This window comes from Amycolatopsis sp. CA-128772 (genome assembly GCF_002904295.1).
Taxonomy (GTDB): Bacteria; Actinomycetota; Actinomycetes; order Mycobacteriales; family Pseudonocardiaceae; genus Amycolatopsis.
Genome location: NZ_PPHG01000018.1, coordinates 111,872 through 132,602, shown reverse-complemented (window position 1 = coordinate 132,602; position 20,731 = coordinate 111,872). Strand labels below are relative to the sequence as shown.

19 protein-coding genes are annotated in these 20,731 nt (G+C 71.3%); 9 read left to right on the top strand and 10 right to left on the bottom strand.

Features of this window, described 5'->3' with window-relative positions; all coding sequences use genetic code 11:
* The first annotated feature begins 52 nt into the window (after positions 1-52).
* Positions 53-937 (top strand): LysR family transcriptional regulator, encoded by an 885-nt coding sequence (locus C2L59_RS07465; protein ID WP_103348760.1) that lies wholly within the window; start codon positions 53-55, stop codon positions 935-937.
* Positions 938-1,023: 86 nt separating this feature from the next.
* Here the strand turns inward: C2L59_RS07465 and C2L59_RS07460 are convergent, their stop codons facing one another.
* Positions 1,024-3,645, bottom strand: a complete 2,622-nt coding sequence (locus C2L59_RS07460; RefSeq protein ID WP_103348759.1) for a valine--tRNA ligase — start codon at positions 3,643-3,645, stop codon at positions 1,024-1,026.
* A gap of 56 nt (positions 3,646-3,701) precedes the next feature.
* On the opposite strand from C2L59_RS07460, the gene C2L59_RS07455 reads away from it, so the two are divergent.
* The 5 genes from C2L59_RS07455 to C2L59_RS07435 all read left to right on the top strand — a co-directional run bounded on the left by C2L59_RS07455 (position 3,702) and on the right by C2L59_RS07435 (position 9,104).
* Positions 3,702-3,995, top strand: coding sequence for a hypothetical protein (locus C2L59_RS07455; protein WP_103348758.1), 294 nt, complete (start codon positions 3,702-3,704; stop codon positions 3,993-3,995).
* Between the two features lie 50 nt (positions 3,996-4,045).
* A complete protein-coding gene (locus C2L59_RS07450) occupies positions 4,046-4,900 on the top strand; it encodes a hypothetical protein (protein WP_146060286.1) in 855 nt (284 codons plus the stop codon).
* A 44-nt stretch (positions 4,901-4,944) separates the two neighbouring features.
* The gene (locus C2L59_RS07445) at positions 4,945-5,382 is read left to right on the top strand and encodes a MarR family winged helix-turn-helix transcriptional regulator (RefSeq protein ID WP_103348756.1); all 438 of its coding nucleotides are present in this window, start codon (positions 4,945-4,947) and stop codon (positions 5,380-5,382) included.
* Positions 5,383-5,453: 71 nt separating this feature from the next.
* On the top strand, positions 5,454-6,755 hold the full coding sequence (locus C2L59_RS07440) for an MFS transporter (protein ID WP_103348755.1): 1,302 nt from the start codon (positions 5,454-5,456) through the stop codon (positions 6,753-6,755).
* A gap of 42 nt (positions 6,756-6,797) precedes the next feature.
* Positions 6,798-9,104 carry an FdhF/YdeP family oxidoreductase gene (locus C2L59_RS07435; protein ID WP_103348754.1) on the top strand — a complete coding sequence of 769 codons (2,307 nt, stop codon included), beginning with the start codon at positions 6,798-6,800 and terminating at the stop codon, positions 9,102-9,104.
* A 3-nt stretch (positions 9,105-9,107) separates the two neighbouring features.
* Here C2L59_RS07435 and C2L59_RS07430 read toward each other — a convergent pair whose 3' ends face one another.
* The 5 genes from C2L59_RS07430 to C2L59_RS07415 all read right to left on the bottom strand — a co-directional run bounded on the left by C2L59_RS07430 (position 9,108) and on the right by C2L59_RS07415 (position 13,649).
* On the bottom strand, positions 9,108-9,689 hold the full coding sequence (locus C2L59_RS07430; RefSeq protein ID WP_233223324.1) for a hypothetical protein: 582 nt from the start codon (positions 9,687-9,689) through the stop codon (positions 9,108-9,110).
* Between the two features lie 281 nt (positions 9,690-9,970).
* Positions 9,971-11,377: an LCP family protein gene (locus C2L59_RS07425; protein ID WP_103348753.1), complete on the bottom strand. Its 1,407-nt coding sequence runs from the start codon at positions 11,375-11,377 to the stop codon at positions 9,971-9,973.
* 48 nt (positions 11,378-11,425) lie between these two features.
* Entirely contained in the window at positions 11,426-12,178 is a 753-nt protein-coding gene (locus C2L59_RS07420; protein ID WP_103348752.1) for an SDR family NAD(P)-dependent oxidoreductase, read from the bottom strand.
* The gene (locus tag C2L59_RS49790) at positions 12,175-12,300 is read right to left on the bottom strand and encodes a hypothetical protein (RefSeq protein ID WP_255410247.1); all 126 of its coding nucleotides are present in this window, start codon (positions 12,298-12,300) and stop codon (positions 12,175-12,177) included. The genes C2L59_RS07420 and C2L59_RS49790 overlap by 4 nt, the downstream gene beginning before the upstream one ends.
* A complete protein-coding gene (locus tag C2L59_RS07415) occupies positions 12,300-13,649 on the bottom strand; it encodes an OFA family MFS transporter (protein WP_103348751.1) in 1,350 nt (449 codons plus the stop codon). Before C2L59_RS07415 ends, C2L59_RS49790 begins: the two co-directional genes overlap by 1 nt.
* Before the next feature lie 102 nt (positions 13,650-13,751).
* Between C2L59_RS07415 and fdhD the strand changes: the two genes are divergently transcribed.
* Positions 13,752-14,576 carry a formate dehydrogenase accessory sulfurtransferase FdhD gene (fdhD, locus tag C2L59_RS07410; RefSeq protein ID WP_103348750.1) on the top strand — a complete coding sequence of 275 codons (825 nt, stop codon included), beginning with the start codon at positions 13,752-13,754 and terminating at the stop codon, positions 14,574-14,576.
* Here the strand turns inward: fdhD and C2L59_RS07405 are convergent.
* Positions 14,573-16,012, bottom strand: a complete 1,440-nt coding sequence (locus tag C2L59_RS07405) for a carotenoid oxygenase family protein (protein WP_103348749.1) — start codon at positions 16,010-16,012, stop codon at positions 14,573-14,575. The two genes, fdhD and C2L59_RS07405, sit on opposite strands and share 4 nt — an antisense overlap.
* A 71-nt stretch (positions 16,013-16,083) precedes the next feature.
* Between C2L59_RS07405 and C2L59_RS07400 the strand changes: the two genes are divergently transcribed.
* Together C2L59_RS07400 and C2L59_RS07395 are read left to right on the top strand one after the other, a co-directional pair.
* A complete protein-coding gene (locus C2L59_RS07400; RefSeq protein ID WP_103348748.1) occupies positions 16,084-16,791 on the top strand; it encodes a TetR/AcrR family transcriptional regulator in 708 nt (235 codons plus the stop codon).
* 79 nt (positions 16,792-16,870) lie between these two features.
* The gene (locus C2L59_RS07395; RefSeq protein WP_103348747.1) at positions 16,871-17,824 is read left to right on the top strand and encodes an alpha/beta hydrolase family protein; all 954 of its coding nucleotides are present in this window, start codon (positions 16,871-16,873) and stop codon (positions 17,822-17,824) included.
* Between the two features lie 87 nt (positions 17,825-17,911).
* On the opposite strand, the gene C2L59_RS07390 is transcribed toward C2L59_RS07395, so the two are convergent.
* The 3 genes from C2L59_RS07390 to clpX are packed head-to-tail and all read right to left on the bottom strand — an operon-like array spanning position 17,912 to position 20,642.
* A complete protein-coding gene (locus C2L59_RS07390; protein WP_103348746.1) occupies positions 17,912-18,832 on the bottom strand; it encodes a sensor histidine kinase in 921 nt (306 codons plus the stop codon).
* A gap of 53 nt (positions 18,833-18,885) precedes the next feature.
* On the bottom strand, positions 18,886-19,296 hold the full coding sequence (locus tag C2L59_RS07385) for a hypothetical protein (protein ID WP_103348745.1): 411 nt from the start codon (positions 19,294-19,296) through the stop codon (positions 18,886-18,888).
* A 50-nt stretch (positions 19,297-19,346) separates the two neighbouring features.
* On the bottom strand, positions 19,347-20,642 hold the full coding sequence (gene clpX / locus C2L59_RS07380) for an ATP-dependent Clp protease ATP-binding subunit ClpX (protein ID WP_004562779.1): 1,296 nt from the start codon (positions 20,640-20,642) through the stop codon (positions 19,347-19,349).
* Positions 20,643-20,731 lie beyond the last annotated feature (89 nt).

Genomic DNA, 20,731 nt, shown 5'->3' with positions numbered 1-20,731 from the left:
ATGAGCAGTCGGCTCCTACACTGATCACGGATCCTGATGAACGGGGGCGGCGTTGGAGCTGCGTCAGCTTCGGTACTTCGTGACGGTGGCGGAGGAGCTGCACTTCGGCCGCGCGGCGGAGCGCCTGCACATCGTCCAGCCGGCGGTGAGCCAGCAGATCCGGCGGCTGGAGCGGGCCCTGGGCGTGTCGTTGTTTTCGCGCACGACGCGGTCGGTGGTCCTCACCGAGGCGGGCAGCCGGTTCCTCCCGCACGCGCGCGCGGTCCTGGCGGCGGCGGACCGGGCGGCGGACTCGGTGGCGGACTTCCGCGACGTCCGCCTGCTCCGGTTGGGCACGAGCGAAGGCCTGGGCGACCGGCTGGACGTCCTGCTGAGCGCCTTCGCCCGGCTGGCCCCGTCGGTTTCGCTGGAGCTGCTCCACGCGCCGACTCTGCAACGGCTCCAGCGTGTCCGCGACGGCTCGTTGGACGCGACGATCGTGCGGGGTTCGTGGCCGGCTTCGGGGCTGGACCTGACGCCGTTGTGGACGGACGAGGTGCTGGTGGCGCTGCCGGCCTCGCACCCGCTGGCTGCTTCGGCGGTCGTTCCGTTCGCCTCGCTGGCTTCGCTTCCGGTGCGGTTGAGCCCGCCTGCGCGGAACCAGCCGTTGTACGACCTGGTCGTTTCGTGCTGCCGGGAGGCGGGGTTCGAGCCGGTGCTCGGCAAGGAGTTCACGACGGCACAGGACACGTTGGGGACACTGGGGTTCGGCCGTCCACACTGGACGGTGTTCTACCGGGCGCACGCAAACCTGCTGCCGGTGCCGGGCGTGGCGTTCCGGCCGCTGCGGGACCCGACCCCGCGGATGCCGACGTACCTGGCCACGTCGTCGGACCGGCGGGTGACGCCGGAGGTGGTGGCGTTGATCGAGGCGGCACGGACGGTCGAAGCCGGCTGAGCAGCCCCCGATTTCCACGCTACCCGAGGGGTACGACAAAGCCCGGCACTCCACAACGGCGGAGTGCCGGGCTCAGTCGAGGGACCTCAGGAAGCCGGCAGCGCCGCCAGCCGGGACGTGATGCGGTCGATGTCCGCCGACGCCGTCTCCTTGCGGAGCTGGATCTTCGCCACCACCTGCTCCGGGGCCTTCGCGATGAACGCCTCGTTGCCCAGCTTCGCCTCCGTCTGGGTCAGTTCCTTCTGGGCCGCCGCCAGGTCCTTCTCCAGCCTCTTGCGCTCCGCCGCCACGTCGACCGTGCCCGACAGGTCCAGCTCCACCGTCACCACGCCGTCCGTCAGGGCCACCTCCAGGGACGCGCTCGCCGCGAACTCGGGAGCCGGCTCCGTCAGGCGGACCAGTGACCGGATCGCCGGTTCGTGGCCGTCCGCGTACCCCTGCAGGCGGGCCGCCACCTTCTGGCCCGGCTTCAGGCCCTGGTCCGCCCGGAACCTGCGGATCTCCGTCACCAGCTTCTGGACGTCCGCGATCCGGGCGTCGGCCGCCGCGTCCGCGTAGCCCTCGAACGGCGACGGCCAAGCGGCGATCACCAACGACGAACCGCCGGTCAGCGCCGTCCAGAGCTTCTCCGTGATGAACGGGATGAACGGGTGCAGCAGCCGCAGGACCGTGTCCAGCACGTGGCCCAGCACCGACCGGGTAGCGGCCACCCGGGCCGCATCGCCCTGGTACAGCTGGACCTTCGCCAGCTCCAGGTACCAGTCGCACAGCTCGTTCCAGGTGAACTGGTAGAGCGCGCCCGCCACCTTCGCGAACTGGAAGTCCTCGAACAGGCCGTCCACTTCGGACACCAGCGCGCCCAGGCGGCCCAGGATCCAGCGATCAGCTTCGGTCAGCGAAGCAGCAGCCGGCAGCGGATCGGCGACCGAAGCCCCGTTCATCATCGCGAACTTCGTCGCGTTCCACAGCTTCGTGCAGAAGTTGCGGGAACCCGCCGCCCACTCGTCGGCCAGGGCCATGTCCGCGCCCGGATTCGCGCCGCGGGCCAGGGTGAACCTGGTCGCGTCCGCGCCGTACGCGTCCATCCACTCCAGGGGGTCGATCACGTTGCCGCGGGACTTCGACATCTTCTTGCCCTGCGCGTCGCGGATCAGGCCGTGCAGGTACACGTGGTCGAACGGCTGCTTCCCGTCCATCTGGTGCACGCCGAACATCATCATCCGGACCACCCAGAAGAACAGGATGTCGTAGCCGGTCGACAACACGCTCGTCGGATAGAACTTGGCCAGGTCGTCCGACGACGAAGGCCACCCGAGCGTCGACATCGGCCACAGGCCCGACGAGAACCACGTGTCCAGCACGTCCGGGTCCTGCGTCCAGCCCTCGCCCGACGGCGGCTGCTCGTCCGGGCCGACGCACACCACTTCACCGTCCGGGCCGTAGTACACCGGGATGCGGTGGCCCCACCACAGCTGGCGCGAGATCGTCCAGTCGTGCATGTTGTCGACCCAGTCGAAGTAGCGCTTGCCCAGCTCCGGCGGGTGGATCTTGGTCCGGCCGTCGCGGACCGCGTCGCCCGCCAGCTTGGCCAGCTCCTCGACCTTGACCCACCACTGCAGCGACAGCCGCGGCTCCACCACCGTGTCGCAGCGCGAGCAGTGCCCGACCGCGTGCACGTACGGCCGCTTCTCGGCGACGATCCGGCCGGCCTCCCGCAGCGCGGCGACGACCGCCGGGCGCGCCTCGAAGCGGTCGAGGCCCTCGAACGGGCCCGGCGCGGTGATCTCCGCGCGCTCGTTCATGATCGTCAGCATCGGCAGGTCGTGGCGGCGGCCGATCTCGAAGTCGTTCGGGTCGTGCGCCGGGGTGACCTTCACCGCACCGGTGCCGAACTCCGGGTCGACGTGCTTGTCGGCCACGATCGGGATGCGGCGGCCGGTCAGCGGCAGCTCGACCTCGGTGCCGACCAGGTGCGCGTACCGCTCGTCGTCCGGGTGGACGGCGACCGCGGTGTCGCCCAGCATCGTCTCGGCGCGAGTCGTCGCGACCACGATGGCGTTGTCGCCGTCGCCGTAACGGATCGACACGAGTTCGCCGTCGTCGTCGTTGTGGTCGACCTCGATGTCCGACAGCGCCGTCTGGCAGCGCGGGCACCAGTTGATGATCCGCTCGGCCCGGTAGATCAGGCCCTCGTCGAAGAAGTTCTTGAACACCGTCTGGACGGCCTTCGACAGGTTCTCGTCCATGGTGAAGCGCTCACGCGACCAGTCGACGCCGTCGCCGAGGCGCTTCATCTGGCCGAGGATCTTGCCGCCGTACTCGGCCTTCCACTCCCAGACGCGCTCGACGAACTTCTCGCGGCCCAGGTCGTGGCGCGAAAGGCCCTCGCCGGCCAGCTGCCGCTCGACCACGTTCTGCGTCGCGATGCCGGCGTGGTCCATGCCCGGCAGCCACAGCACCTCGTAGCCCTGCATGCGACGGCGGCGGCTCATCGCGTCCATCAGCGTGTGGTTGAGGGCGTGGCCCATGTGCAGCGAGCCGGTGACGTTCGGTGGCGGCAGTACGATCGAGAACGGCGGCTTCCCCGACGAGGCGTCGGCCGTGAAGTACCCGGCCGCTACCCAGCGGTCGTACATCGGTGCTTCCTCGGCGGCCGGGTCCCAGGCACCCGGAAGGTCGGTGGTCTGCTGCGGAGCGTTCTCGGTCACAATGGACAAGTCTACGAACCCGTCACGGCGGGTCACCCAGGGGGAAGGCACTCGGGATGGCAGAGCCTCGGCAGCCGCAGGATCCGGACGACCGGCGCCTCGAAACGCACCCGGACCTGATGAACCCCGACTGGCAGAAGTACGCCGAACGGGACGCCTGGCTGGGCGCGAAGAAGGACCTCAAGAAGCGCCGCAAGCGCGAGCGCCGCACGGGCGGGGTCCGGCAGCCCGGGCACAGCCGCTGGCCGGGCGTGCTGGCCCTGCTCATCGTGATCGCCCTGGTCGCCGCGGCGGTCATCGTGCACCAGCTCCAGGGCGCCGGCGTCAACGAGTTCACCTACTTCGGGTAACGCCCGTCCCCCGCCGTCGATGATCATTCGTCGACCTTGGGGGGACTTACGTGGACCTGATGGAGCCGGAGCAGGCTCGTAGGCCGCCGAAACGCCGCCGCTGGTGGGGCTTCGTGGCCTTCCTGGCGATCCTGGCCGTCACGACCACCCTGGTCGTGTTCGCCGGCCGTTCCTCGTCGCGCCTCTCGGGGGTGACGGCCGTCGACCTGGCGCACCCGTACGCGCACACGCCCGCGGACACGTGGCGCACCGGCCTCGACGGCATCACCTCGCCGGCCGCCGTCGACATCGGCTCCTTCAAGGCCGACGCGGTCGCGGCCGCCTACGCGAAGGTCCGGCAGGTCATCACGGCCGCGCGGCTGGACCCGGCGGTGCTCTACCGGCACGATCCGCAACCCTTCCTGGCGCTGTTCGCCATGGACGCCCGGCCGGCCCTCAGCGCCGACCTGACCCAGAAGCCGTCGAAGGGCGGCGTGGCGAGCCACCTCACGAAAATCGCCGACGGCCACCGCCTGCTCGGTCAGGGCCCGCGCTCGTCCGGCACCCTCACCGCGCGCGCGACCGACTGGCCGAACCAGCTGGTCATCGACGCGCAGTTCGCCATCGCCTACGCCTTCGACACCGCGCACCCGGAGCAGCTGCGCGGCCCGGGCGACCTCGTCAGCTTCCTGCGGGTCGACGAGAGCTTCCTGATCCGCCGCGACACCGGGATGTCCTACGGCAACGGCCTGTGGCCGTTCCACACCGAAAGCGCGCTTTCGTCGGCCGGCTGCGCCGCGGCCGAGGACGGCTTCCTGGCCCCCGGCTACACGAACGACGGCGACCCGGGCCCCGGCGACCAGGACGCGCCCGGCTACTACGACCCGAACCACCCGGTCCCGACCGCCCACCGCTGCCGCACCTGAGCCCACCAGATGCACAGTCTGGACTGAACAGTTAAACTGTGTGCATGGGCGAAGTACCTCCGCACGTGGCCGAAAGCGCCGGATGGATCCGCGGGGTCGTCGGGCAGCTGCACCGGCGGCTGCGCCAGGTCGACAACGCCGGGATCCTGACGCCGTCGCAGTCCGCCGTGCTGCACCGGCTGCACCGCGAGGGCCCGGCCACGCAGGGCGAGCTGGCCGCGGCCGAGCACGTGCGGCAGCAGTCGATGGCCGCCACCCTCGGGGTCCTCGACGAGCTCGGCTACCTCGCCCGCACGCCCGATCCGGCCGACCGGCGGCGGGTGGTGATCAGCCTCTCCGGCACCGGCACCGCCACCGTGCGCGGGATCCAGCACCACCGCGACGAGTGGCTGGCCCAAGCGCTGGTGGACGAGCTGTCCCCCGCCGAGCTCGACGTCGTCACCCGCGCCCTGCCGCTGCTGCAGCGCGTCGCCGAACACTGACCACCAGGGAGTTCCCCACGACCACCGCCACCGCCCCCGCCAAGTTCGGCGCCCGCCTGGTCACCCCGCTGGTGGCCGGCGCGGTGCTCAACCCGATCAACTCCACGCTCATCGCCGTCGCCCTCGTACCGATCGGGCAGAGCTTCGGCGCCGGCCCCGGCCAGACCGCCTGGCTCATCTCCGCCCTCTACCTCGCCACCGCGGTCGGGCAGCCCGTGGTCGGTCTGCTGGTCGACCGCCACGGCGCCCGCCGCGTCCTGCTCGGCGGCGCGAGCCTGGTGATCGTCGCCGGGATCGCGGGGATGATCCCGCTCTCCGTCGGCTGGCTGACCGGGGTGCGGGTCGTCCTCGGCCTCGGCACGTGCGCCGGGTTCCCGGCCGCGATGGCCGTCCTGCGCCACCACGCCGAAGCACACGGCCAGGGCGTGCCCGCCCGCGTGCTGTCGGTGCTGTCGATGTCCGCGCAGACGGTGATGGTGATCGGCCCGACGCTGGGCGGCGTGCTGATCGGCCTGTTCGGCTGGCCCGCGATCTTCGCGGTGAACATCCCGCTCGCCGGGCTGTCGCTGGTGCTGGCATGGGCGTGGGTGCCGAAGGACGACCGCGGCGAGCGCACCGCCACCCGGATCGACGTGCTCGGCATCGCGTTGTTCTCCGCGACCCTGCTCGCGCTCCTGTTCTTCCTGATGGACCCGGGCGCCGAGGTCTGGCTGCCGGCCGTCGTCGCCGCCTTCGGGACCGCCTTCACCCTCGTCGAACTGCGCCGCGACGCGCCCTTCCTCGACCTGCGGATGCTCGCGGCCAACCGCGCGATCCTGCGGACCTACCTCCGGCAGGCGCTCAGCTTCATGGCCATCTACGCGATCATGTTCGGCTACGTCCAGTGGCTGGAGACCGCCCGGCAGCTGTCCGAGGAAGCCGCCGGGCTGATGCTGCTGCCGATGTCGGGCACCGCCGTCTGCGCCGCGGCCTTCTCCGGACGCGCGTCCGGGATCAAGGCGCGGCTGGTCACCGTGGCCGTCGCGCTGGCCGGCGGCTCGGCCCTGCTGCTGCTCGTCCACGACGGCACGGGGGTGGGCGCGCTGCTCGCCCTCGCCGGGCTGTTCGGCCTGGCCCAGGGCCTGACCAGCGTCGCCAACCAGACGACGCTCTACCGCGAGGCACCCGCCGCGCAGATGGGCACCGCGAGCGGCCTGTTCCGCACCGCCCAGTACCTCGGCGCGATCGTGGCCTCGACGCTCATCGCCCTCTGCTACGGCCCGCACGCGGACTCCGCGGGCCTGCACCGGCTGGCCGTCGCGCTCGTCGTCATCAGCGGCCTGCTGCTGCTCGTCACCGTCGCCGACCGGGGGCTGCGCGCCGGAAAGGCGTGACCCTCGTGGCGCCTGGCGATCATCGAGGCGCACGATGAACGCATGACCCGTGAAGCGCCGGCGCAGGACGTGGACGAAACCCGCCTCGAGGTGGGCAAGCCGAAGGGCTGGGCGGCCGGGATACCCGGCGTCGCCGTGTCCCTCGCGCGCAGCGTCGAGCAGATGGGCACCGCCCGGACCGTCAAGGCGCTGCGGCTGCTGAACCAGCGCGAGGGTTTCGACTGCCCGGGCTGCGCGTGGCCGGAACCCCGCGAGGTCGACGGCGAGAAGCGCAAGCCGGCCGAGTTCTGCGAGAACGGCGCCAAGGCCGTCGCCGAGGAAGCCACGAAACGGCGGGTGGACCGCGAGTTCTTCGCGCGGCACCCGGTCCGGGAGCTGAAGACCAGGACCGACTACTGGCTGGGCCAGCAGGGCCGGATCACCGAGCCGTTCGTGTTGCGCGAAGGCGCGACGCACTACGAGCCGATCTCCTGGGACGACGCGTTCGAGCTGGTCGCGGGCGAGCTCAAGGCGCTGACCGGCCCCGGCGAGGCGATCTTCTACACCTCCGGCCGCACCAGCAACGAGGCCGCGTTCCTCTACCAGCTGCTGGTGCGTTCCTTCGGCACGAACAACCTCCCGGACTGCAGCAACATGTGCCACGAGTCCTCGGGTGCGGCGCTGGCGGCGACCACCGGCGTCGGCAAGGGCTCGGTGAGCCTCGCCGACATCCACCGGGCGGACCTGATCGTCGTCGTCGGGCAGAACCCGGGCACCAACCACCCGCGGATGCTCTCGGCGCTGGAAGAGGCCAAGGGCCGCGGCGCGAAGATCATCGCCGTCAACCCGCTGCCGGAAGCCGGGCTGATGCGGTTCAAGAACCCGCAGAACGTCCGGGGCGTCGTCGGCAAGGGCACGCCGCTGGCCGACGAGTTCGCGCAGATCCGGCTCGGCGGCGACCTCGCGCTGTTCCAGGCCGTCGGGCACCTGCTGCTGGCGTGGGAGGCCGAAGCGCCGGGCACGATCGTCGACCGCGAGTTCGTCGAGCGGGTCACCGAGGGCTTCGACGGCTACGCGAAGCACCTGCGGGAGATCGACTGGGCGGCGGTCGAGCGCGCGACCGGCCTGCCGCGCGAGCAGATCGAACGCGTCGCGCGGATGATCGCGTCGTCCGCGCGCACGATCTACTGCTGGGCGATGGGGCTCACCCAGCACAAGCACGCGGTCCCGACGATCTCCGAAATCGCCAACCTCGCGCTGATGCGCGGGATGATCGGCAAGCCCGGCGCGGGCCTGTGCCCGGTGCGCGGGCACTCGAATGTCCAGGGCGACCGGACGATGGGCATCTGGGAGAAGATGCCGCAGTCCTTCCTGGACGCCCTCGCCGCCGAGTTCGGCATCGACGTCCCGCGCGAGCACGGCTTCGACACCGTCGACGCGATCCGGGCGATGCGCGACGGCCGCGGCAAGGTGTTCTTCGCCGTCGGCGGCAACTTCGCGGCGGCCACACCGGACTCCGAGCTGACCGAGAAGGCGCTCGAGTCGTGCTCGCTGACCGTGCACGTGTCGACGAAACTGAACCGGTCGCACGTCGTGCACGGCCGCACCGCGCTCGTCCTGCCGACGCTCGGCCGCACCGAACGGGACATCCAGGCCTCGGGCGAGCAGTTCGTCACCGTCGAGGACTCGATGTCCCAGGTGCACACCTCGCGCGGGCGTCTGAAGCCGGCGAGCGAGCACCTGCTGTCCGAGGTCGCCATCGTCTGCCGGCTGGCCGAGAAGCTGTTCGGCGCGGGGCACGCCGTCCCGTGGCGGACGTTCGAGGCCGACTACGACCTGGTCCGCGACCGCATCTCGCGGGTCGTGCCCGGCTGCCAGGACTACAACCGCCGCGTCCGCGAGCCGGACGGCTTCGTGCTGCCGCACGCCCCGCGCGACTCCCGCGAATTCACCGGCACCGCCAACGGCAAGGGCAACTTCACCGTGTCCGCCCTGGAGTACCCGCAGGTGCCCGAGGGCCGGCTCCTGCTGCAGACCCTGCGCAGCCACGACCAGTACAACACCACGATCTACGGGCTGTCGGACCGCTACCGCGGCATCGAGAACGCCCGCCGGGTGGTGCTGGTGCACCCGGACGACCTGGCCGCGCTCGGCCTCGCCGACGGCACGGTGGCCGACCTGGTCTCCGAGTGGCGCGACGGCGACCGGCGCGCGCCGGCGTTCCGGATCGTGGCGTACCCGACCGCGCGCGGCTGTGCGGCGGCGTACTTCCCGGAGGCGAACGCGCTGGTGCCGCTGGACTCGGTCGCGGACAAGTCGAACACGCCGGTGTCGAAGGCGATCGTGGTGCGGCTGGAACCCCGGCCCTGAACCTCAGCCCTGGAAGTCCCGCTGCAGGGTGGAGGTCATGTCCGTCATCGCGGCCTGGACGTTGTCCAGCGTCGCGGCCGGGATCAGCGCGGCCTCGGTGCCGCCGTCGGCGATGGCCACGCCCAGCACGACGTTCCCGGTGCGCACGGCGGCCCACTGCTCGGCGAACCCGGCCTCGTCGCCGACCCCGGTGACGAGCCGGACGCCGGAGTGGTCGCCGAGGGCGTCGGTCATCAGCTGGCTCGCCTTCGTGGCCGCCTGGTCGGAGTCGGCGTCGGTGAACCGCACCACGGCGATCGTCACCAGCCGGTAGTCCTGCAGGTTGGCCTTCCCGCCGCCGAGGTCACGCGCGAACAGGCGCTTGCAGCCGGTGACCTCGGTGCCGTCGCCGGGCTGGTCCTCCGGGACGACCTTCGCGTCGGCGGTCTTGACCGAGGCGGCCGGGATCTCGACGGTCCCGGCGGCGAGCTGCGCCGGCAGGTTCGCGCCGGGCAGCCGGCAGGCGTCGATCGCGCCGGGGTAGTGGACCGAAGCGGACGCCGGCTGGCACCCGGCACAAAGCACGGCGGACGCGAGGATCGGCAAGATCCACCCACCGCGGGCAACGCTGCTGCGCATAAATCCCGGACTTTCCTTATTCCCTGAAATTGACTTTCCGACTCGCTCACCGATCGGGTGAACTTTTCGGGCCGTCACGTGGTCCTGCCCACCGACGGTCACCGCACCCTGCCTCACCAGTGCGGCAGCGTCAAGACCACTGACCCGCGTGGTCCACCGTGGTCCGGTGACCGGGTGGGGGCCCGGCGCCCGCGGGAATTGCGGGGGCATTTCAGAGAATTCGTCGAAATCCGGTCCGCCGGAATCGGTCAATAAACGCAGACGACGCCGTTCGAGGTGATCGGCTCGTCCCCGTCACCGGCGGGAGCCCCGCCGCCGCCGGCCGCGCCGGGGCCGGCGTACACCGACCCGAGGACCACCTCGATGTGCCCGGCCGGGACCGTCGCGGACTGCTGCGTAGCCAGCCCGCCGAGCAGCTTCGCCACCTCGGCGCCACGCTCGGCGAGCTCGGGGCCGAACCGGACCAGCGACGTCCGCCGCGAGTCGGTGTTGCGGGTCGGGCCCGGCGTGAACCCCTTGTCCCGCAGGACACCCGCCACCCGGTTCGCGAGCCCCACCTTCGGGCCGGCGTTGGCGACGTCGACGGTGACCGGGGCGGCGGGCGTGACCGGGGGCGGGGTCCCGATCAGGCTCGCCGCGAACGCCTTCACCGCGGCCGGATCGACCTGCACCGCCGTCGCGCGCGGGTTCGCCGGGTCGTACCGGTAGTCGACGTTGACGATCGGGATGGTCTCGAACCGGATCCCGCCGCCGCTGACCCCGCGCATCTGGGCGACGAAGTCGAGCAGGTTCCAGGCGTTGTCCAGCACGACCGAGCGCTTCACGGCGTCGATGAGGTCCCCGAGCTTCCCCGGGTCGGCCAGCGTGCCCGCCGACAGCACCTGCCGGGCCAGCCCGGCGAGGAACACCTGCTGCCGCCGCATCCGGGCGAGGTCGGTGCCCGGGAGGCCGTCGCGCTGCCGGACGAAGGCGAGCGCGTCCGCGCCCGCCACGCGCTGCTCACCGGCCCGGAAGTCGGCGCCGGAGTTCTCGTCCTTGGTGGCCCGCTTCAGGCAGACGTCGACGCCGCCGATGGCCTTGCTGATCTCGTAGAAGCTGAGCAGGTTGACCTCGGCGAAGTGGTCGATCTTCACGCCGGTGAGGTCCTCGACCGCCTGCCGCGTCGCCCGCCGGCCGGCGGTGAGCGCGCCCTGGTCGATCTTCGCCTTGTCGGTCTCGCCCGCGTTGCGCAGCCGCCTCGCTTCGGCGGCCTTCGCCCGCCCGAACGCGGCGTTGATCTTCCCCTTCCCGCCCGGCATCGACACGTAGCTGTCCCGCGGGACGGAGAACGCTTTCACCTCCTTGGTGCCGTTCGGGATCCGCAGCACGATCAGGGTGTCGGTGAGGTCGTCCCCGTTGGCGCCGGCCCGCAGCTCGCGCAGCACCTCGGGGGGCAGCGGGTTGCCCTGGTTGTCCGCGCGGGCGTCCCGGCCGACCAGCAGGATGTCGAGCGAGCCGTCGGCGGGCTGTTCCCCCGGCTTCGTCCCGGGGTCCACGTCGATGACGCTGTCCCGCGACACGCCGTCGAGGGCGTGGAGGTTCACGTAGCCGTACGCCGTGCCGCCGAGGACGACCAGGGCCAGCCCGGCGACGGCGATCTTGCCGAGAGCATGCACGCCCTCTCGACGCCCGGGCGGCGCGATCCGCTGCACCGGTGACCGGCGTCACATCCGCAGGTGCGAGGCCCCGTTGAGGTCGAGGATCGCGCCGGCGGCCCAGGTCGCCTCGGCGGAAGCCAGGTACACCACCGCCGCCGCGACCTCTTCGGGCGTGCCGACCCGCCCGAACGGGCTCTGCGCGCGCAGGGCGTCGTCGATCCGGCCGGCCACGCGCTCGGTGGCGGTGAAGCCCGGAGCGACCGAGGTGACGGAGATCCCGTGCGGCGCCAGCGAGACGGCGAGCGACTGCCCGAACGCGTGCAACGCGGCCTTGCTCGCGCCGTACGCGGGGTGGTCGGGCTCGCCCTTGAAGGCCCCGCGCGACCCGACGTTGACGATCCGGCCGGGGACACCCCGCCCGATCAGGTGCCGGGCGACGCAGTAGCTCAGGTTCGCGGCGCCGACGAGGTTGACGTCGAGGGTGCGCCGCCAGATCGCCTGCCAGTCCGCGTAGGACACCGCGTCGACCGGGTGCGCGGTCTCCGGCGAAGTCGCCACGGCGGCGTTGTTGACCAGCACGTCGACCCCGCCGAGCCCGGTTTCGGCCGCGTCGGTGAGCTTGCGGGCCGCCTCGGGGTCGGCGAGGTCACCGCTGATGAGCAGGTGCCCTTCGCCGGCGAGCGCTTCCAACGTGGCTTCGGCGTCGGCCGCGCGATGTCCATAGTGGACGGCCACGCGGTCGCCGCGCGCCGCGAAGGCCGTGGCCACGGCGCGCCCGATGCCGCGGGACGCGCCGGTGACCAGGACTCCCCTGCTCATCCGAACAACTGCACCAGCTTGAGGAACAGCTGGTACACCCCGTACCCGAACGGGATGACCACCCACGCCCAGGCCAGCACGATCAGCGGCACCCGGGCGGGTTTCGTCGACGGTTCGCTCATCACGCCTCACTCCTGACCGGCTCGCGGGCCGGCTCGTGGTACTTCTCCTTGACCGGGCGCACCAGCTCGTTGGCCACGAAGCCGACCACGAGCAGGCCGATCATGATGTAGAACGACGTCGTGTACAGGTCCGGGCCGGACTTGCCCGCCGCCTTCTCGCCGTCGGCGATGCGGTTGACGATCAGCGGGCCGAGCACGCCCGCCACCGACCACGCCGTCAGCAGCCGGCCGTGGATCGCGCCGACCTGGTAGGTGCCGAAGAGGTCCTTGAGGTAGGCCGGGACCGTCGCGAACCCGCCGCCGTAGAAGGACAGGATCACCATCGCGCACAGGATGAACACGAGCTTCGACGAGTTCTGCGTCAGCGCGATCACCAGGTACAGCAGCGCACCGACGCCGAGGTAGGTGCGGTAGATGTTCTTGCGGCCGACCAGGTCCGATGTGGACGACCAGACGAACCGGCCGAGCATGTTGCACAGCGACAGCAGCGCGACGAACCCGGCCGCCGCGGCCGTGCCGACCGGCGTCGACGTGTTCTTGAAGAAGTCGACGATCATCGGGGAAGCCTTTTCCAGGATCCCGATGCCCGCGGTGACGTTGAAGCACAGCACCACCCACAGGCACCAGAACTGCGGCGTCTTGATGGCGTTGGCGGCCGAGACGTTCGCCGTGCTGATCATCGCCTTGCCGTGGTCGGTCTTCGGCGTCCAGCCGGCCGGCTTCCAGTCGTCGGCCGGGACGCGCACGAGCAGCCAGCCCATCGACATGAACACCGCGTAGACGATCCCGTGGACCAGGAACGCCGTGGCGATCGTGCTCGTCGTCGGCGTGGTGCCCAGCATCGACGACGACCACGGCGAGGCGATCAGCGCGCCGCCGCCGAAGCCCATGATCGCGATGCCGGTGGCCATGCCCGGCCGGTCCGGGAACCACTTGATCAGCGTCGACACCGGCGAGATGTAGCCGATCCCGAGCCCGACCCCGCCGATGCCGCCGTAGCCGAGCACGACCAGCCAGAACTGCCCGGTCGCCACGCCGAGCGCGGAAACGAGGAATCCGCTGGCGAAGCAGCACATCGACACGAACATCGCCCAGCGCGGGCCGTTCTTCTCGACGAGCGTGCCGCCGAACGCGGCGGACAGCCCGAGCATGACGATGCCGAGCTGGAACGGCAGCGAGCTCTGCGTGCCGTTCAGGTGCAGCGTCTTCTCGAGCGGGGTCTTGAACACGCTCCACGCGTAGGCCTGCCCGATCGACAGGTGTACCGACAGGGCCGCCGGCGGCACCAGCCAGCGCGTCCAGCCGGGCGGTGCCACGATCCGGGATCGGTCCAGGAAGCCGAGAGCCATCGGTTCCCTCCGTACTCTGGGGATGATGGTGGGAATGTATTACCAATTTCCCGGTGTTGCACCATACGAGTGTCGAACTTCCGGGCAGCGAAAGGTGTGCCGATGGGCAGGGTGACCGTGCGCAGGCCGGTGCGGCGGATCTCCGCGACCGGGGACCGGCGCCGTCCCGACGCGCTCGCGGCCGAAGAGCCCCTGGAGCTGCGGGTCGGCGGCCGGGCGCTGGCGGTCACCATGCGCACCCCCGGCCACGACGTCGAGCTGGCCCACGGCTTCCTGCTGTCCGAAGGGGTCATCGGCGGCCGCGAGGACGTGGCCGTCGCCCGCTACTGCGACGGCGTCGACGACCAGGGCCGCAACACCTACAACGTGCTGGACATCGCGCTGGCCGACGGCGTGCCGCCGCCGGACACCGGCGTCGAGCGCAACTTCTACACCACCTCATCGTGTGGTGTCTGCGGCAAGGCGGCCCTCGACGCGGTCAAGCTCCGCACCCGCTTCTCGCCCGCTTCGGCGGCGTTCGCGGTGAAGAGCGAGACGCTGTCGGCGCTGCCGGACGCCCTGCGCGCCCGGCAGAAGGTGTTCGCCAGCACCGGCGGCCTCCACGCGGCGGCCCTGTTCACCCCGGAGGGCGAAATCGCCGTCGTCCGCGAGGACGTCGGCCGGCACAACGCGGTCGACAAGGTACTCGGCTGGGCGGTCCTCGAAGGCCGGATCCCGGCGCCCGGCCACGGCCTGCTGGTGTCCGGGCGCGCTTCGTTCGAGCTGGTGCAGAAGGCGGCGATGGCCGGGATCGGGCTGCTGGCCGCGGTGTCCGCGCCGTCGTCGCTGGCGGTGGAGCTGGCCGAGGAGAACGGCATGACCCTCGTCGGCTTCCTGCGCGGCGACTCGATGAACCTCTACACCGGCGACCACCGCGTGCTGACCTAGACCGAGGCGACCCAGTTGCCGTGGAAGCCGTGGGGCACGCGGTCGGGCAGGTGGACGGCCGCCACCGTCTCCAGCGTTTCCGCGTCCAGGATCGTCAGGTCGCTGCGTTGCGTCGCCGGGTCGAACACGAAGCCCATCAGGACACCGTCGTCCTCCGCCGCGTCGTCGTGGCGGGGGACGAACACGAACTCGCCCGGCTGCCGGTCCGCGCCGAACGCGCGCTCGGCGCGGGTGCCGGTCCGGAAGTCGTGCTTGTACAGCGAGCCGCCCGGCTGCGCGCCGTCGTCGGCGGACATCGCGTAGCCGTAGCGGTGGCGGCGCCCGACCAGGCGCTCGTCGACGCGCGGGAACTCCTGGCCGCGGTCGTCGAGCCGCTCCTCCAGCACCTTGCCCGCGGTCAGGTCCACGGTCCAGCGGTCCAGCGTCGGGCCGCCTTCGTCCGGGCCGTGCAGCTCCGTGTCGAACATCCGCGGGTGGCGGACGACGTCCAGCACGATGCCGTCGCCGTCGTCGTAGGCGTTGAGCGGGTGGAAGACGTAGCACGGCTCGACCTCGAACCAGCGGACGTCGCCGTTGCCGCCTTCGCGCGGCATCACGCCGATCCGGGCCGGGTACTTCGGGTTCCAGCGGTACGGCAGGCCGCCGTTCGCGCCGATCTTGCGGGCCATCATCGCGGTCACCGGGTCCGGCACGCGGACCTTGCCGACCATGGCCGACACCACCAGCTTCGCCGGCGCGCGCAGCACCCCCGGCACGCTCGCGGCGACCGCCTGCTCGGCATCGAAGGTCACCGGCAGGTCGTAGAACACGACGTGCCGCTCGGTCAGCGAGAAGTCGTGCATCATCGGCGACCCGGTGACCTCGACGTCGACCGTGCGGCGGACCCGGCCGGCCGTGTCGAGCACCGAGTACCGGACCTGGTTGCCCAGGCCGAAGAAGTACGAGACGGCGTGCAGCTCGCCGGTGGCCGGGTCGCGCTTGGGGTGGGCGGTGTAGCCGCCGGGCAGGGTGCCGTCGAAGTCGCAGAGGCCGACGGTGTCGAGCTCGTCGGTCAGCTCGTAGATCGGCGCGCCCGCCTCGACCAGGGCCAGGGTCTTGCCCGCGTGGCCGATGACGTTGGTGTTCGCGCCGAGCGCGTCCAGGCCGCAGAACCGGCCGGCGTCCTCGCCGTTCAGCGCGGCCGTGACGGCGGGGTTGCGGACCCACCGGTTGCGGTACCACTCGGCCGTCCCGTCGCGCAGGCGCACGCCGTGGACCATGCCGTCGCCCATGAACCAGTGGTAGGCCGCCGGGTCCACTTCGGACAGCGGGTTGGGGCCGTTGCGCAGGTAGCGGCCGTCGAGGAACTCCGGGATCGCGCCCGTGACGGCGAGCTCGGTGATCGTGTGCTCCCGGCTGACCGGAGCGAAGTTGCCTTCGAGGAACTTGTTGCCCATGTGACCTCTCCACGGTTTCCATAACTCGGTTATGCATCCAGGTATAACAGGGTTATGGGATACTGGCAAGCATGAGCCCGAAACCGCGCGCGACCGACGTCAAGGCCCGGCTCGTCGAAGCCGCCATCCGGCTGCTCGACGAGAGCGGCCCGGAGGCCCTGCAGGCCCGGAAGCTGGCGGCGGAGGTCGGCGCCTCGACGATGGCGGTGTACACGCACTTCGGCGGCATGGCCGCACTGGTCGACGAGGTCGCGCGGGCGGGGTTCCGGCGCCTCTCGGAGGAGCTGGCGCAGGTCGGCGAGACCGACGACCCGGTGGCGGACATCTTCAGCCTGGCCCGCACCTACCGGCAGGTGGTCGCCGAGCGGCCGCAGCTGTTCGCGGTGGCGTTCGGCCAGTCCGCGCCCGGCGGCAAGCGGGCGACGCTGTCCGACCTGACCACCGAGGAGGGCCGCGAAGCCGCTCCGGAGGGGCTGGAGGCGTTCGCCCCGATCGTCCGGGCCACCGCGCGGGCGATCGCGGCCGGCCGGTTCCGGGCCGCGGACGAGTACCAGGCCGCCGCCCAGCTGTGGAGCGCGCTGCACGGGTTCGTCACGCTGGAGGCGTCCGGTCACTTCGGCCCCGCCGAACAGGGCATAGACCACATTTTGGTCCCCCTCGGGATCACCATGGCGGCGGGCCTCGGGGACACTGTGGACCGGGCCCGGGAGTCGGCCGAAGCGGCGAAGGCCGTTTGGCGAGCGAGGACCGGAAACGCCGGGCAGGGTGGTAACGATTGACCCGGTGAACAGGGACGCGAGGGAACGCGGAGCGGCTGCGCGGCGTCTCTGATTACGGGGGCAGGGGGATGGAGACAGGGTGAACGAGGAAAACGGGGACGCGGAGCCGGCCGGGACGGTCGCCGAGGCGGTCCAGGGCGCCCGGCGGTGGCTGAGCCGCCGGTCGGTGCTGATCGCGGGCGCGTCCGGGCTGGCCGTGACCGGTCTGGCCGCCGGCACGGCGACCGGCAAGCTGCCGTTCAGCCAGGCCCTGCAGCGGACGCTGGGCGTGACGTCGTCGAACCCGACTACCCAGCTGGGCAGCACCCGCGTCGAGCGCGTCTACTCCGCCGCGCGCGGCCGGATGGTCGACCTGGTGTTCATCCTGCCGTCGAAGACCCCGCCGAAGGGGCTGCCGATGTCGCTGGTGCTGCACGGCCTGCACGGCAACGCCCGCAGCGCGGCCCCGACCGGCACGCTCAAGCAGCTGGCCAGCGACGTCGCCCGCAAGGCGGTCCCGGCGTTCGGCTTCGTGGCCGTCGACGGCGGCGACAACTACTGGCACGAGGTCCACCCCGGCGACGACCCCATGGCGATGCTGCTGGAGGAGGTGCCGCAGTGGCTGCGGGCCCGCGGCTTCGCCGGGCCCACCGGGCAGCCGTTCGGCTGCACGGGCGTGTCGATGGGCGGATTCGGCGCGCTGGTGTACACGCGCCGCCGCGTCGAGCGCCGCCAGCCGCCCGCCGCCGTCGCGACGCTGGCCCCGGCGCTGATCACGTCGTGGCCGGAGATGGCCAAGCGCCACATCTTCACCGGCATCCAGGACTGGACGGCCCTGGACCCGCTGCGCCACGTCGACGAGACCAAGGGCGTGGCCAACGGCATCTGGTGCGGCACGGAGGACTCGTTCATCACCGGCGTCAGGCGCTACATCGAAGCGGCCCGCCCGGCGGTCGCGCACACCGCGCACGGCAAGCACGGCGACCCGTTCAACCGCACGGTGGTGCCCAGCTTGATCAGCTTCCTCGGCAAGCACGTCCCCCGCGCCGACTGACCCGTACCCCGACGGTCGGCTCGCGTACCCAGACGGTCGGTACGCCAGCCGACCCTCCAGGTACGCCAGCCGACCCGCCGCGGCCCCTCATCGGGTGAAGTGGATGCGGGTGGTCGTGCGGCCTGGGACCCAGTACGTGCGGACCAGGTCCGCCAGGCGGTTGACCAGCAGGAGGCCGCGGCCGCCCAGGGTGGCCGCCGGCGGGGGGATGCGGCCGGCCAGGGGCTGGGCGATCGTGCCCGTGTCGGTCACCTCGCCGATCACCTCGGTCGGCTCCGCCCACAGCCGCAGGAGGCCGGTGCCGCCGCCGTAGAGGACGCTGTTCGTGGTCAGCTCGGCGATCGCCAGCGCGAAGTCGTCGCGGCGGGGCCGGCGCAGGCCGTGGCGAGCGGCCCAGATCTCCGCGAAGCCGCGCAGCGACGCCAGCTGCCCGAGGTCGAACCCGCGCTCGACCGCGCCCGGCGGCGGGTCGAGCGGCCGCGTGAAGTCCGCGCGGACGCCGTCGGGGTCGAAGCGCGAGCTGACGAACGGACCGGCCAGGCCCCACAGCTCCGGGTGGGTCCGCTCGGCGTCGGCCAGCACCGGCGGCGGCAGCGCCCCGACGTCGTACGGGCAGAGGACCGCCAGGTCACGCCCCGCGAAGGCGTTGTTGATCAGGGCTTCGTGCACCACGCACGCCGGGTACTCCGAAGCCGAGCGGCCGGCCCAGATCGGCTCCCCCACGATGCGCACCGGGCCTTCGTGCGCGGCAGCGAAGGCGTGCAGCACCGACGGCAGGATCGCCCCGGGGTTGCGGCCCGCGCGCTGCATGTCGATCAGCCGGACTTCGCCGGCGCGGTCTTCCAGGGCCTTTTCGATCAGCAGCAGATTACGGCCGGGAACGGCGACGGCCGCGGGCTCGCCGCGGTCGAGACCTTCGAGCAGGTACGGGATGACACCGTCCAGATACTCTTCGTCACCGCGGTAGAAAAGTGCGGGATGCCGGAACGGACTGAGGGCATCGACCACAGAAAAGTTTTACCCAACCGCCGTAGCGCTCAAACCCTACGTACGTCCGGAATTCACTCGACCCAGCGGCCGACGACCGAGATCAGCCAGAAGCCGAGCAGGGTCGCGAGGGCGAACAGGACCACCCAGTTGACGAACGGCCGCCGGGCGGTCACGCCGCGGGCCTGCCGCAGGGCGTACCCCGCGACGACGAACAACGGCACCGGGATCAGCGGCAACGGCGACAGCCGGGCCACCACGGCTACGACGCAGGTGCCGGTGCACACGGCCAGCACGCCCATGAGCACGCGGTTCAGCCAGGGGTAGCGCTCGAACGCGGACGCGATCACGCGTTCGCTCAGCTCGCGGAACCCGAGGACGGGCGCCGCCGGAGCGGGCTCATCGGGTACCGGGGCCGGCGGTGGTGGCGCTTGCACGCCACCACCGGGACCGGCCCCGGAACCCGGGAGAGAATCAGCAGTCATTCAGCTTTCCTGTCGGGTCTCCGGGCCGGGTGGCCCGGAGACGCCCGGCGTCAGGCCGACTTCTCGCCGCGCTCGCTGCGCGCGCGCCGCGTCGGCTGCCGGGCGACGATCGTCGGGTTCACGTTCTCCCGGACGGTCTGCTCGGTGATGACCACCTTCGCCACGTCGTCGCGGCTCGGGATGTCGTACATCACCGGCTGGAGCACTTCTTCCATGATCGCACGCAGGCCGCGGGCCCCGGTGCCGCGCAGGACCGCCTGGTCGGCGATGGCCTCGAGCGCGGTCTTGGTGAACTCGAGCTCGACGTTGTCCATCTCGAAGAGCTTCTTGTACTGCTTCACCAGGGCGTTGCGCGGCTGGGTCAGGATGTTGACCAGCGAGTCCTTGTCCAGGTGGTTCACCGTCGCCACGACCGGGAGGCGGCCGATGAACTCCGGGATCAGCCCGAACTTGATCAGGTCCTCGGGCATGGTGTCCGAGAAGACGTCGCTCTCCTCGATCTCGGACTTGGTGCGGATCTCCGCACCGAAGCCGAGGCCGCGCTTGCCGACCCGCTCGTTGATGATCTTCTCCAGCCCGGCGAACGCGCCGGCCACGATGAACAGCACGTTCGTCGTGTCGATCTGGATGAACTCCTGGTGCGGGTGCTTGCGGCCGCCCTGGGGCGGCACCGAGGCGGTGGTGCCCTCGAGGATCTTCAGCAGCGCCTGCTGGACGCCCTCACCCGAGACGTCCCGGGTGATCGACGGGTTCTCGCTCTTGCGGGCGATCTTGTCGACCTCGTCGATGTAGATGATCCCGGTCTCGGCCCGCTTGACGTCGTAGTCCGCCGCCTGGATGAGCTTGAGCAGGATGTTCTCGACGTCCTCGCCGACGTAGCCCGCCTCGGTCAGCGCCGTGGCGTCCGCGATGGCGAACGGCACGTTCAGCAGCTTCGCGAGCGTCTGCGCGAGGTAGGTCTTGCCGCACCCGGTGGGGCCGAGCATCAGGATGTTCGACTTGGCGAGCTCGACCGACTCCTCCTTGGAGTCCTTCGGCCCGGCCTTGTCGTCCGCCTGGATCCGCTTGTAGTGGTTGTAGACCGCTACCGCGAGGGTCCGCTTGGCGTCCTCCTGGCCGATGATGTACTGCTCGAGGAACTCGTGGATGTCGGCGGGCTTGGGCAGCTCGTCGAGCTTGACGTCGCCGGCCTCGGCCAGCTCCTCCTCGATGATCTCATTGCAGAGGTCGATGCACTCATCGCAGATGTAGACCCCGGGGCCGGCAATGAGCTTCTTCACCTGCTTTTGGCTCTTCCCGCAGAAAGAACACTTCAGCAGGTCTCCGCCGTCACCGATCCGTGCCATGGCCGTTGACCTCGTCCCCTCCGGCGCGGGTTTCCGCGCCTGACGTGTGTTGCGACGGTGCGACACCCCTGGTCACCCAGGACCGGGCG

Excerpts from the sequence above, each read along its gene's own strand:
- clpX (WP_004562779.1), bottom strand. The coding sequence starts at position 20,642 with ATGGCACGGATCGGTGACGGCGGAGACCTGCTGAAGTGTTCTTTCTGC.
- C2L59_RS07435 (WP_103348754.1), top strand. The coding sequence starts at position 6,798 with ATGACCCGTGAAGCGCCGGCGCAGGACGTGGACGAAACCCGCCTCGAG.
- C2L59_RS07420 (WP_103348752.1), bottom strand. The coding sequence starts at position 12,178 with ATGAGCAGGGGAGTCCTGGTCACCGGCGCGTCCCGCGGCATCGGGCGC.
- fdhD (WP_103348750.1), top strand. The coding sequence starts at position 13,752 with ATGGGCAGGGTGACCGTGCGCAGGCCGGTGCGGCGGATCTCCGCGACC.
- C2L59_RS07455 (WP_103348758.1), top strand. The coding sequence starts at position 3,702 with ATGGCAGAGCCTCGGCAGCCGCAGGATCCGGACGACCGGCGCCTCGAA.
- C2L59_RS07405 (WP_103348749.1), bottom strand. The coding sequence starts at position 16,012 with ATGGGCAACAAGTTCCTCGAAGGCAACTTCGCTCCGGTCAGCCGGGAG.
- C2L59_RS07445 (WP_103348756.1), top strand. The coding sequence starts at position 4,945 with ATGGGCGAAGTACCTCCGCACGTGGCCGAAAGCGCCGGATGGATCCGC.
- C2L59_RS07400 (WP_103348748.1), top strand. The coding sequence starts at position 16,084 with ATGAGCCCGAAACCGCGCGCGACCGACGTCAAGGCCCGGCTCGTCGAA.
- C2L59_RS07415 (WP_103348751.1), bottom strand. The coding sequence starts at position 13,649 with ATGGCTCTCGGCTTCCTGGACCGATCCCGGATCGTGGCACCGCCCGGC.
- C2L59_RS07385 (WP_103348745.1), bottom strand. The coding sequence starts at position 19,296 with ATGACTGCTGATTCTCTCCCGGGTTCCGGGGCCGGTCCCGGTGGTGGC.
- C2L59_RS49790 (WP_255410247.1), bottom strand. The coding sequence starts at position 12,300 with ATGAGCGAACCGTCGACGAAACCCGCCCGGGTGCCGCTGATCGTGCTG.